At 36.1% G+C, this 13,743-nt stretch carries 7 protein-coding genes and 1 pseudogene; 3 read left to right on the top strand and 5 right to left on the bottom strand.

Features of this window, described 5'->3' with window-relative positions; genetic code table 11:
- Window positions 1–204: 204 nt before the first annotated feature.
- On the bottom strand, window positions 205–1,365 hold the full coding sequence (locus QNH24_RS01155; protein WP_283870373.1) for a response regulator: 1,161 nt from the start codon (window positions 1,363–1,365) through the stop codon (window positions 205–207).
- Between the two features lie 117 nt (window positions 1,366–1,482).
- On the opposite strand from QNH24_RS01155, the gene QNH24_RS01150 reads away from it, so the two are divergent.
- Window positions 1,483–1,821, top strand: a complete 339-nt coding sequence (locus QNH24_RS01150) for a hypothetical protein (RefSeq protein ID WP_283870372.1) — start codon at window positions 1,483–1,485, stop codon at window positions 1,819–1,821.
- 38 nt (window positions 1,822–1,859) lie between these two features.
- The gene (locus QNH24_RS01145) at window positions 1,860–4,556 is read left to right on the top strand and encodes a hybrid sensor histidine kinase/response regulator (RefSeq protein ID WP_283870371.1); all 2,697 of its coding nucleotides are present in this window, start codon (window positions 1,860–1,862) and stop codon (window positions 4,554–4,556) included.
- Window positions 4,557–4,678: 122 nt separating this feature from the next.
- Here QNH24_RS01145 and hepT read toward each other — a convergent pair.
- From hepT to QNH24_RS01130, 3 genes and pseudogenes are all read right to left on the bottom strand, one after another.
- Window positions 4,679–4,924: pseudogene (hepT, locus tag QNH24_RS01140) on the bottom strand (type VII toxin-antitoxin system HepT family RNase toxin); the annotation flags it as partial.
- Window positions 4,917–5,321, bottom strand: a complete 405-nt coding sequence (gene mntA, locus QNH24_RS01135; protein WP_283870370.1) for a type VII toxin-antitoxin system MntA family adenylyltransferase antitoxin — start codon at window positions 5,319–5,321, stop codon at window positions 4,917–4,919. The pseudogene hepT and the gene mntA, both read right to left, overlap by 8 nt.
- 115 nt (window positions 5,322–5,436) lie before the next feature.
- On the bottom strand, window positions 5,437–6,666 hold the full coding sequence (locus tag QNH24_RS01130) for an EAL and HDOD domain-containing protein (RefSeq protein WP_283870369.1): 1,230 nt from the start codon (window positions 6,664–6,666) through the stop codon (window positions 5,437–5,439).
- Between the two features lie 474 nt (window positions 6,667–7,140).
- On the opposite strand from QNH24_RS01130, the gene QNH24_RS01125 reads away from it, so the two are divergent.
- Entirely contained in the window at window positions 7,141–8,442 is a 1,302-nt protein-coding gene (locus tag QNH24_RS01125) for a hypothetical protein (protein WP_283870368.1), read from the top strand.
- A gap of 341 nt (window positions 8,443–8,783) precedes the next feature.
- On the opposite strand, the gene QNH24_RS01120 is transcribed toward QNH24_RS01125, so the two are convergent.
- Window positions 8,784–13,730: an S-layer homology domain-containing protein gene (locus QNH24_RS01120; RefSeq protein WP_283870367.1), complete on the bottom strand. Its 4,947-nt coding sequence runs from the start codon at window positions 13,728–13,730 to the stop codon at window positions 8,784–8,786.
- Window positions 13,731–13,743 lie beyond the last annotated feature (13 nt).

Below are 13,743 nucleotides of genomic sequence, written 5' to 3'. Positions count from 1 at the left end.
GTGGAGTTACCAATATTATTTATTATTAAATGAGTGTAATAACATATTTTACTCATTAAAGGAAAATATATTATTGAAAAGCTGAAAGACTAGCAAAATCTTAAAAAGCGCGAGAAATCAATAACATTGATTTCTCGCACTTTTCTGATGTGAAACTTTTTAATTTTAATCTAAATTTTACTTATACCCCATCCTCTTTCAACTTCAATTCAACACATCAACCTGTGAAACCGTACTATTTTTTCTCCAACTTCTATACCATCCTTCAATTTCTACACTTGGCTCTACTGCTAATTGCTCTTGCAGCATTTTTTTAAGTTGCCCATATTGCTCTTCTACGGCAGCGGCATTATTGAGCAGATCATATAGCTTCATTAAGGAAAAATAGCTATCCTCTTCATCTGGGGAGATTATTTGAATCCTCTCCTGTACTCTCACAGCAGCAGCGTATTGTTGGCTTCTTATATAAAATTCACTTAATTGCTGTGCGTGGCGCAACCATAATCGTCTGAGCCGTTCTCTTTCTCCTTCAGACCATAGATAATCGCTATCCCCTAAATAATCTCCTGTATAGGCTTGGGACACCCGCTCATGTTTATCTGCTGTATCTTCTTGTAAAGGGGGTAAAGATTTTAATTGATCCAACCATTGTTCTACATCAATTAATACATTTTCCACTATTAATTTATAACCCGAATTTAACAATGGACTAGAGATTTGAATGCCCTCTAACCCATAATTTTTTAATGTTTGACGGATAGTATAGATAGCTGTATAAAGCTGCTTGGATGCTTTTTCTATATCTGATTCTGGCCAAAATAACTCTAATATGGTATCACGATAAATGATTTCATTGCGATTAGTTAGCATATAGGCGAATAGCTCTTTCGCTTTCGAGGTCCGCCATTTCATTAATTGCACCTTACCCTCAGGTGTTATGACTTTAATACCCCCCAGCAGTTGAACCATTGTTTGCTTCGCTGCCATTTGCTGATTATTTTCGATTACTGACTGGAGCCGTTCCAATGTTTTTTGTAAGCGCACCTCTTGCACAGGCTTTAATAGATAATCTATTGCATGCAAATTAAAAGCATCTATAGCATATTTGTCATAACCAGTAGTAAAAACAATCTCAACATTCGGCAAAAGCTCTTGAATCTTTTCTCCTAATGCAAGTCCATCCATATCCGGCATGACAATATCTAAAAATACAACATCAGGTTGCAGCGCTTGTATTTGGGCAATGACAGTTAGGGATTCAGTATATTCTCCAACTATGTCAACTTCCGGGACTTTACTCTTTTCAAGTAAGGTTTTCAGTCTCATTAATGGTAAATGTTCATCATCTACTAACACCATTTTCATAACATCTCCTCCTTAAAAACTAGTCATAGTATTAATATCGTTATATTTATGAAAGAATTGATAGAAAAGCCGTTACTTTTGAAGGAGTTTTAAACATATTGTCGAAATTAATTCTTTATGATGAAGAAGAAAATACTCTCAAAAAATATCACGATTTTTCTAATTGCTGGTATATTTTTTTGCTTGCTTACATTACTCCGTTTTGCTTGGTTGGATTTAACAAATGTTCCAGAAGGAATCTCTGCAAAACAAGGAACAGTTGATTTAAGAGCTGTAGATACAAGCTATGATTTTAAAACTAAACTACAAGGAGAATGGGCGTTATATCCAGATACTTTACTCGCATCAGAAAAGTCATCTGTACAAGATGAAAAAAAGTATATTCCAACCAACCTGAGTCCTGGAATAAATACTTTAAAGAGCTTAGCAATGGACAATATGGTTCTTATCGCTTAACAATTCTAAAACAACACACTGCACCTCAAATGTATGGTATGACAATACCTGAAGGATTAGCACCTTACGAACTGTATGTAAATGGGCAACTAATTGGTGGACTGGGAAATCTGAAATCAGACAATGAACGAACTGCCCCGATTAGTAGACCGATTACCTATTATTTTACCCTAGACTCGAATGAAAGTGAGATTATTATACAGGGCGTTCAAACGAATCGTTATTCACAGGGTGGATTTACAAAAGAAGTTATTTTTGGTGATTTGCACTCGATGGAAAAATCAAAGTTCTTTTCTATCGCTACTCAAATAGCTGTATGTCTAGTTTTTTTATTTTATCTTCTCTTTGTTGTTTTACTTGTTGGAATTGGTGTTCGAAGTAAATCACTTATATATTTTGCCATGATGATTATTTTCACTTGTATAACTGTACTCGTTTCAAGCAATAAAATTATTTATATGTATTTACCCATTAATTGGGTTTGGGCAAATAAACTATTTTATTTTTCTTATATTATTAATATGTTATTTTTCGTGTTATTTCTACGAGAATTAGTGAAGGAATATTCAAAACCGCCAAAAATATTAAATGTTGTTATAATGCTATGTATAGCTTATTTAGTATTTATCATACTATCTCCAATCGAGTATATCTTTAAAACAAAAATTATTTTCACAACAATCTTTATTGTTTCTCCCATTATTATAACTGTTTTCATACTTTATATAGTAATAAAAGGGCAAAAAGGAATTGTATTTTTATTACTAACAGGTACCGCTGTTGCTGGTAATTCACTATTTTTTTCATTAAGGCAGAATTCTACATTACCTTACAGCCATTATCCCTTCGATCTCTTGATTGCTATCACAGCATTATCAGCATATTGGTTTACACGTTACTTCCAATCAACATTGCAAACCGAAAAGCTTTCTGTTAAGCTCCAAAAAGAAATCGATACAAAGGATGATTTTCTGGCAAATACTTCACATGAGCTTCGCAATCCGCTTCATGGCATGATGAGTATTGCCCAAACACTATTGGCGAAGCAAAATTTTGATCTTCCCGAAAAAAATAATGATGATATAAAGCTACTGCTAACAATCGGCAATCATATGACCTACATGTTGGATGATTTACTCGACTTAGTGCAATTAAAAGAGAAAACACTCCGTCTTCATCCAAAGGCCATCAATGTGCATAATCTAGCAAGTGGCGTAAGTAATATATTCCTTTTCATGCTAAAAGGAAGGCCTATAGAGCTTATTATTAAAATACCAAAAGATTTACCGCCTGTCTTAGCGGACGAAACTCGTCTTATTCAGATTTTCACTAATTTAATTCACAATGCTATTAAATTTACAGAAAAAGGAACTATTACTATAGATGCTGAATTGATCGGTAAAAAAGTGTATATTTCCGTTACAGATACGGGAATCGGTATTGAGAAAGACATACAGGAAAGAATATTTGAACCATATGAGCAAGCAGATTCAAGTATGACATCTATTGGTGGTGGACTTGGACTAGGCTTAAGTATTTGCCATGAGCTAGTTGCCCTTCATGGAGGAAAAATATCATTGGCGTCCACTGTTGGCAAAGGCTCTACCTTTACTTTTTCATTACCAATAACGAATGAACAAGCGGACAATGATACGAAAATAAACATTGACAACGATGCTTCACTTTCTAAATATGTCTCATTACTAAATAGTCTCTCAAAATTTGAAGACGAAATAGCTGCCGTTACTGAAAAAGAAACGCTAGTGACTAGTCATTCGAGAATTTTAATTGTTGATGATGATGCAGTAAACCTGCAAGTTCTTGCCAATGCGCTTTCTACGGAGGCTTATGATATTGAAACTGCATTAAGCGGGTCCGAAGCGCTGGTAATGCTACAAAATAATAGCTTTGATTTGGTCATTTCCGATATTATGATGCCACATATGTCCGGCTATGAATTGGCGAAGAAAATTCGTGAACAATTCTCCATTTCTGAATTACCAATCTTGTTCCTAACAGCACGTCAGCAAAGAGTGGATATACAGCTTGCCTTTTTAAGTGGCGCAAATGACTATGTTAAAAAACCAATGGAATATGTGGAGCTTAAGTCAAGGGTCCATGCACTTGTTCGCGTAAAGCAGTCAAGTGAGGAACGCCTAAGAATCGAAGCAGCTTGGCTACAGGCACAAATTCAGCCCCACTTTTTCTTTAATACACTGAGCTCGATTATATCCTTGCATGGCGTGGATAATGAGCAAATGGAGAAGCTATTATTAGCATTTAGTGACTATTTACAAATGAGCTTCGATTTCCAAAATGTCGATTTGGCCGTACCGATCGACTATGAATTAAAGCTTGTGCGCTCCTATCTAGCCATTGAGCAAATTCGCTTTGGTGATAGAATTCAAGTTCACTGGGATATCCCAGTGAATATGGAGCTGTCCGTTCCTCCACTATCCATTCAAACGCTTGTGGAAAACGCCATCCAGCATGGCATTTTACCAAAACGCGAAGGTGGAAACTTGACCATTCGCATTACTGAGGCAGAGCACTATTTTTCTATAGCCATTTCTGATGATGGCGTTGGCTTTGATAATACCACACCGCAAAAGAAAACAAGCGTTGGTCTAGTCAATACACAGCAACGCCTAAAACAATTATTCAATGCAGAACTAGCTATAAAAAGTGTAGTTGGACAAGGCACCACCATCTCATTCCCAATTCCTAAAAAATAAGGATAGAGCGAAGTCTGCTCTATCCTTCGGTTTTGAAGGGCTATCCTTCAGTTTAGTGGTTCTATCCGTCACTTTTAAGGTGCTATCCACCAGTTCGACCATTCTATCCGTTTTACGTTATATAAGTTATTGTCCTCGAGCAACTTGAATGCTTCTCGACTTGTTTTAGGCAAACCAAGCTTTAAATCACTAACTATATGCATGGCCAAATCAATACTAGCCTCACATGCTCGTTGAATATTTAAAATAATACTATCCTGCTTGATAAAATCCATTAAATTTTCAGGATTATCGTTATACACTTCCCGGACTCGATTCATACATCGTTCGATTGTTGCAACCTTATTTAAAACAACATCATTATTCACCATAGACACTACCTCTTTCTTCAATTGCCTTTAGAATTTCCGCACGTTGTTCATTTAACGTCACATACATTGATAATGCCTTCATACGTTCTTTAACAAAGGTGTTTTCGTCTTTGCAATCAATGACCATACCACTTGAAAAAATTTGTGCTGCAAACACTGTATCAACTGTTAGAATATCAACTAAATCAACATCTACATTACAAGACTGCGCAATCTCTCCTGCTAATAGAAAACGTTCATAAGCCGAAAGCTGTCTTTCTGCAAAATACGCAATATCTAAATCACTATCTTCCCGTGCCGAACCTTGCGCATACGAACCAAAAACAATAACAAAAGCCGGATTAACAGCGGATGCTAGCTTTTCCACAACTACTTTCTGCCAGTTTTGTTGCAAATAAACACCTCCATTCGTTAGAATTAGTATAACAAACTCTCCCCTTTGTTTGAGTATTGTTACGCCATTAATGGGCCGCGCACAAACACATGAGGTTCATCATCGAAGACGACTATTAAAATGACTTTTCCGCCCATTCCATTGCTTCATGGTATAAAAGATCAATGGTTGTCAGATCAATATTTACTTGTGGAGCTAATTCCTCTAAGCTTGGCCAATCTAATTTCCCCAAGGCAATACTGAATTCAAGATATGGTGTCATCTCAGTTTGATGACCAAAAATTGTGTCCGTTATGTCTTCTGAAAATGGTAGCTGTTGTAAAATTACGTTGATTGGTCTTTGTAGTAAAGTATCTATTAATGAAAACATGCCCACCAAGAAGTATTCAGAGAAGTTATGCTTATTCGAGTGTTTAGCCAATTTTTCACAAACCTTTGCACGGAATAATGATGTCCGCATTACCTCTTTAAAAAGATCTGAATCAGTATTTATATCAATTTCCCGCATGGCTAATAAGTAAATCCACTTACGTAAATTAGATATCCCAAGCAGTACTATCGCTTGTTTTATAGAGCGTACTTTGGATTTAGAACGTCTAGAAGCATTATCAATCATTTGCAATAATTTATACGTTAATGAAAGATCACGTTCAATATTATCGGCAAGTAACTGTATATTAGGTTCCTCTTCCTTTAATAGAGTAATAATGTAGAAATATTGAAGGGTATTCGCTGGTATATCTGTAGCTTTAATTATTTGGGGTTGTTCAAAAAAATAGCCTTGGAATAATTTATAGCCTGAGTGTTTTGCAACTTCAAATTGATTACGTGTCTCCACTTTTTCTGCAAGCAGTTGAATGTGGGGGAAATTTTCCTTCACTTTATTTTCAATTTCCATTCTCTTGAGTAGTGGTGACGATAAAAAATCAACTTTTATATAATCAATATGGGCGAAAAGTTCATCATAAACTTGAACATGCTCATCCAATATAAAATCATCTAATGCTATTTTAAATCCATACGATTTCAGCTCAATTACTCTCTCTACTAATTGTGGTGTAAGCGGAACATCCTCTAATATCTCAATAACAACCTCTGATGGATTTAAATATTCATTTATCGAGCCCATAAGCAAGTTTTCAGTAAAGTTCACAAAACAAGGCTTACCTTTTGTTACCTCTTCAATACCAATTGAAAGAAATGAATTTACTAGTACGTCAATTGTTGCCGCATCTGAATCAACCATCGGAAAAGAATTTCCATTTTTACTACGATATAATAATTCATATGCAACAACCCGTTCTTGAAGATTAAAAATTGGCTGTCTACCAATAAATACTTCCATTTTAATCCTCCATTTTTGTGTAATTAATGTATAATTGTTACATTTTTCATCTTATACACCTATATATTAACATTTCATTCTATACAGTTTCTAAACAAATTCCGACGAATTCAACAAAGACGTTGGACTATCATTCAGTTTTAAAAATCTATCCTTCAGTTGAATCATTCTATCCGCCATTTTGCAAATTCTATCCGTCCCTATTTAAAATATTTCTATTAGTTCTTCTTCGTTTTAAGTACATAAGACACGAAGTCAATTAAAAACGTATAGCCTATTGACCTATTCACTCAAAATATACATAAAAAAATCCTAAACTATGATAAAATTGGTTTAACATCATAACTTAGGATGGAAAATTTATATATATAGACTAATTTAATCATCGAATTATATTCTAACTATCCAAGGCCCAGTTTTTCACTTAGGACTAATCAGCCAACAAACTTATCCAATAGGAGGTTTTCTTATATTATGACAAACAAAAAAAGACTAGCATTACTAGCCCTAGTTGCAGTCCCTTCACTTATTTATACGACACCTGCTACAACAGCTGCTGCAACCGATTTCTCTAACAAGCCAAATGTAGCCTACATATACAATGTTGCAAATTATAACTCGAATGTCGCAAATGTTATTCAGCTTATTTCAAATATTAATAACACAACTGCTTCCTTCCAAACATCGTTAGAATCTGCTCTTAAAGCCTATAACGCCTTAAATGAAAACGAAAAGCAATATGTTACTAATTATTCTACGCTCTCAGCTCATCAACAAACAAGAATTGCGTATCGCAGGCTTGCTGCTCAAATTGAGGAGAAATTAGCTTCTGTTGAATCGACTTCTGTAAACTATTATCAAAATGTCTTAGAAACAAGAGATTGGTATAATACTTTGAATGCTGCACAAAAAACCTATGTAAGCGCACAAACTCAAAAAATATTGACATCCTCTATCTTGCCGAATACCTCTACAGATAAAGTGGTCAATAAAATTAAATTGTTAAACTCGTCTCGCACGAACTTTCATAAGGATGTCGCTGATGCCCGAGCTGAGCTGAATGCTTTACGAAAATATTCGAACATCTCATTACCTTCTGGGATTGAACAGCTTTTACTAGATGCTGAGCAACTTGTTGTCAAAGATAAAACTGTAGCAAAGGAAGTAGAAAATGCCATTAAAGCTTTATCACCTAAAACTTCCACTGCTCAGGATGTTCAAGCAGTAAAAACAGCATTTGAAGCCTTGACACCTGTACAACAGCAGCTTGTTCCAAATGTTTGGACATTAGTAGACTATGTAAACGGCAAGTATTCATTATCGAAGAATGGGAACGGGACAAAAACGCCAACTTTATCAGATACAGCCGCTGAACCGGGTAAAACTACAGAGATGACTAAAAGCAAAAACACCTATAAAGCTAAAATAAATGTGGCAGACTCTGAAATCGATACAGAACGATACGTACTAACAACCAAAGCCAATATGACGGTCATCATTCCACCACTTGAAACGCTTCTAAATGAGGATAGTGGCGTGATGGATATTCAAGTTACACGAAATTTGAATCGTATCAATTTCCAGGCAACATTAAATAAAAAACCTGTTAAATATGAGGCTGATATGGAAATTATTATTGAAAATATACCTTCCAACTCCTACATTGTCCGTATCGATGAATTCGGGGAGAGAATGCCAGCAGACTATACAATTGATGGTAATCGAATTTATATTCAAACAACTACATCTGGTACATTCCAAATTGTAAGAAATTAATTGATGTTATGCTCAAATTTAAAGCACGCTAGGCAGTATTCTCCTAGCGTGTTTCTTGTTATTAAAAAACTATTATGCCAATAAAGTTTTTCAATGGAATAAATGTTTAATGAAGATGGCTCAGGCGTTTTTATTGTTACTACCACAGATGTCTTGTAAAAGGCAAATAACCATAGATTTTATTAGCATAAATAGTTTTCTATCTAGCATGAATACTAGACAATCGTGCATATATTCTCATCAATTCAGCAATCCCCCTTCAAAATTAAAACTTTCTTATGTTTTCGACAAAATAAAAGCACACTAGGCATTTTCCACCTAGTATGCTTGTTTTATTGATCTTATTTTGCTGCGGCTTGAATCTCAAAGAAAGCCCAATGCTCTTTTGGTATATCCTTGAAGATTTGTTCTGTTTCCTCAGTCGGTATTGGACGATTAAAGATACGATTCAGTACCTTTACTGCCTGAGCGCGTGTTAGTTTCTCTTCAGGTCTAAATTGTCCATTGCCTGAGCCAACCATTATTCCCATTGCGCTTATGCGATCGATTTCTTTTGCCGCCCAATGCGTAGCAGCCACATCACTATATGTTTCGCCACTTGCCGTCACTTCACAATATGGGGTATCTGTAGATTCTTCTACACATTGCTTATCAATCCACCTCACAGCAATAACCGCCATTTGAGCTCTAGTAATCATATCATTCGGACCAAATGAATGATCAAGACGTCCTTGCATGATTCCTTGCGTTCGAATATACTCAATGTCATTTTTTGCCCAAGAAGTAGCTGTATCCGCATAAAATAAATTAGATGTCTCTGGTACATCATTGTCACTTAGGTTTCTTGCCAGCATCGCTGCTATTTGCGCACGTGTGACATTTGCATTCGGACGGAAAGTGCCATCTGTGTAGCCTTGAATATAGGAGGCAAATGTTCTGTCTACCTCTATAGGTTCCTTTTCTGGTTGCTCTTCTTCCTGTCCTTGTTCTACATATAGTAAAGAAAAAGTAGAAAAGTGTTGTACATCAAAGGCAATACCTGTTTGCCCTTTCATAAATTCTACAAAACGCCCACGTATTAATTCATGTGTTCCATTACTGTGCTCTACGTAAACCATTATATTTTCCCGTTGAGCTGATGTTATGTTCGCTGGTAATGGTAGCAGCAATGTCACCTGACGATTTTGTAGATTTGTGTCAATAGATATTGGTTGACCAACAAGCTTTACATTAGCTCCATTACTCTGTTGTAAGACTTTTTCTGCTTGTTTAGCCCGCTCCTCGATAGCTTTCTGCCGTAGTGCATCCTTAATCGGTACAATTCGGAAATAAATATCTTCATCGAAATCATTCATTGAAGCAAAAGGAACATCAATTTTGACTATTCCCATACCTATACCAAAATGTGATTTGCCCTCTATTAATCGTTTGGCAGCCTCTCTAGCTAGTATCACCTTTGTTTCACTTGCTGGTTGTTCCATATCGGGTAACACAAGTCGAGATCTTTTTTCTTCCTTATTCGCTAATTTTCGGAGAAACTCGTTTGCATTTGCAACCGTAAAGTTTACTGTATCCTGGAAACTACCGTTACTAAATACACGTGTTAACATTGTTTGTAGGAGCACCTCGTCTGGCATGCTCGAATCTACTACATTCACCTTTAATTGATTGCTTGGTGCAACAGGGTCAGGTGTTGAAGTAGGATTCGGAGTTGACGATCCTCCATCTCCTGGTACAGGATTTTTAGACCATAAAGCATATAATATCAAATTCTCTTTTCCCATTTGAATCGTTTGCCCATCTTTATAGGTAACACCTTTTCCATCAGCCTTCGTATTCCAGCCTACAAATGTATAGCCTGCTTTCATTAAATTACCTGTATTGCCCAGTACTGTGATTGTCTCCTGACTTTTATACTGCTTCGAATCTGTTGGCACTTTGCCCCCACCTGCTCCGTTACCGTCATACGTAACTGTGTATATTGGCAGTACGCTAGTCGTAAAATTCCAGGAAGTATTATCAGTAATACCTTTATAAGCATTGCCCGCTAAATCAGCAAATGCTCCTGCATCAATTTGAATGCTGTAAGCGGTGTTAAGGGCCAAATCCACTGTAGGATTTATTGTCACAGTTTCATTAGTAATAGAAACATTTGCTTGTGTAGCACCAATTGTTTCGACAATTTGGTTATCCGTAGCATTTCGAATGATAATGTTTTTACTAGTTACAGGTAAGATTTTTTCATTAAATGTTAACACGAGATTGTCTGTAGGCTGAACATCAATTGCCTGATGCGCTGGGAAATAGGTTGTTATTTCAGGAGCCTTTTTATCAAACATCACAATTGTTCCTGATGTAACCTTCGTTACCTGTAAGCCGTCATTCCCTGCTAAATCTTGATAATCAATTGTAAAGCTAATTGGTCCCTCTGTGTCTCCAGGCTTCAGCGTATAGCTTGCTTGCCATGTTTTAGCATCTCCATTACCTTTATCGCTTACATTTACTGTTTGTCCTAGAATCTTTACATTTGGTGATTGAATATCCTCACTTGTCTCAAAGTCAATTGTGATAACATCGTCTACCTTAGCAACTGCTGGATTAGCATTATTTGAAGCCATTGTCACCTTCTTTACAGTTGGCTTTATACCATCAACTATGACATAGCTTCCGTCAGTTACGTCAGTTACCTCTGCTGCTGAATTGCCTTGTAAATCTTTAAAGTTAATGGTAAAAGGTGCTTTTCCCTCTAAATCACCATTTGCTATAACATATGTTGCCTGCCAGTTTGTGGCGGCTCCCGTTACAGTTGCAGTTTTCCCCGCAATGGTAATTGTCGGTATTTGGATATTTTTATCTGTTTTCATCGTTAATGTGATCGTATCTCCTACCTTAGCCTTTGTAGGATCCAGATTATTCGATTTGATCTTCACCTCTACAGCTTTTGGTAGAGCTTTATCAATCACAAATGTAATGGTTGTCGTATTACCTGCGCTATCTGTTACTACCAAAGTATAATTTCCGGATGTACTTACAGTGGCTCCACTTGTGAAGACAGCTCCATTCAAGGTAGCCGTTCCTTCATTGAAGCTAATTGTTACGTCAGTGTTGTAAAGACCGTTATTTGTAACTCCTGTTATGACTGGAGGTGTTGTATCTAGCACGATTGTATCTGAGAATGTATTTGATATATTGCCAGTAGTATCCCTTAGTTGCATATAAACTGTTTTACTACCATCGCCAATTAACAATGTCCAACTTTTCGTAGATACTTTTGACTCCCAATTGGACCAAGTAGTACCATCATTCGAAAAGCGCATTTCTATCGCTTCTCCTTCTAAATCAGTTGCCGTCATTGTTAAGATAACATTAGTAGAATTTGTATATGCTGCCCCATTATTAATCATAATAGAGCCTGTTGGTGCATTATTTTTAGTAATCTGGATTGTAAACTCCTTATCAAACGTATTGCCAGCCTCATCTGTTACTCTTATCGTAATCTTATAACTATTTTTCGTATCATATTCAAACAACATATTTGTCTTTAATACATTTCCATCAATCGTAAAGAAGCTTGTATCCCCAGACTGTAATGAATACTTGAATGTTTGCGAGCTTCCTGAATCTGTTGCTGTCAATGTCCCAACAGTTGTACCAATAGGCTTCATTTCTTGTACAGTAGTATTACTAAGACCTATTTCGGTAGGTGGTGTACCATCATAAATTATTTGTAATTCATTTGATGCTTTATTTAATGCACCTCCACCATTTGCAACTACCTTTTCAGGAATTTTGATTTTCACAGCTCCATCTGCAATAGGTGATACTAGGGCTGTATATGTGGTACCAATTCCTGACAGTGCTGTCACATTTCCATTTGTAACTTCTATATCCCCAACCGTAAAGCCTGTCACTGACCCACTGAAAACAATAGCTATAAAAATTGGAAGGCTATTTGTTGGACTAGGTTTATTTGTTGAAATTGTCACTGCTGGACGTGCATTGACGACTAGACTCATCGTATAGACAGTACTAAAATCAATACCATCGCTTACCTTAAATGTAAAAGATGAAGAAGAGCCATTTTCTGTAATATATTTTAGATTACCTGCATCTAAATTAGCCTTACTGATTGTCATACCATTTGTAATAGCTTCCCCACCATCAAATTGCTGATTATTATTGCTATCAAGAAAGAGCTGTCCGCTATTTGGGATAGTAGAGATTTGAATCTGTTTCAAAGTATCTCCAGCATCTTCATCTGAAAAAGCAAAGGAAGTACTATTAAATGTATACACTTGACCCTCGTTTACATCTATGGTTCCATTACTGGATGTCGGTGGTTTATTTAAGGCAAGGGTTGTTACCTGCTGCATCGTATATGCACTCTTATTGCCATCGGTATCTTTGACAATGACATTAAAATAATAGGTAGTATTGGCAGCAAGACCTGTGACATTAAAGGAATTACTATCCTTGACATAACTGCCTAACGGTGTACCATTCGATTCAATTGTACTAACCGTACCAATATTGTTACTACTAGATTGATAGATTCGATATTCTAAATCCTCTTGAGTTGTTATATCATCAGATGCTTTAGCCCAGTCCAATTGTACTCCTGATGTAGTAATATTTGAGGTAGTAATAGTACCATTTGAAATTGTCGGCGGATTATTATTTGGGATATCAATCGTAAATTGAGTAAATGTTAAATCCCATAGTCCCGCCTGTACAGTAGGTATAAATTGTACACTCGCAGTAATGACAAATGAGTTGATACCCTCTATATTAATAGGAATTTCATAAATAGGTTCATGATTTGCAACTGTCTTAAAAGTTACAGGATTTCCTTTTGGGTTTCCTGCTCCATCATACCCTTGAATTGTTAAGGATAATGCATCGTTTTCAAGATGTTTATTAATAGTATTAATTTTTATTGATTTTAAATCGAAGATCCCACCTGCAAAGCTTTCTCCAGCAGAAATTCTAATTGATTTTGGTGGTGAATATTCATCTGCATCAAAATAATAACCAGCTGGAAATTGTGATCCATTGCTATACTTGAATATATTAATACCATCATTACCAGGAATACCACTCACTACAAAGCCATTATTTGTATCATCTTTCCACGAAGCTTGTGTTAAATCCTGTATACACTTCGGGAAATCGGGAGAATCGCAAGCGGCTGCCTCTACTTTTAAAGGTGACACAAACCCTATTCCTGCCAATTGACTAAAAACGACTAACACCAAACACAGGGTTATTGTTAATATCTTTTTTCCCATTCTATATTCTCCT

This window comes from Lysinibacillus pakistanensis (assembly GCF_030123245.1).
Classification (GTDB): Bacteria; Bacillota; Bacilli; order Bacillales_A; family Planococcaceae; genus Lysinibacillus; species Lysinibacillus pakistanensis.
This window is presented reverse-complemented; position numbering and strand designations above follow the sequence as displayed.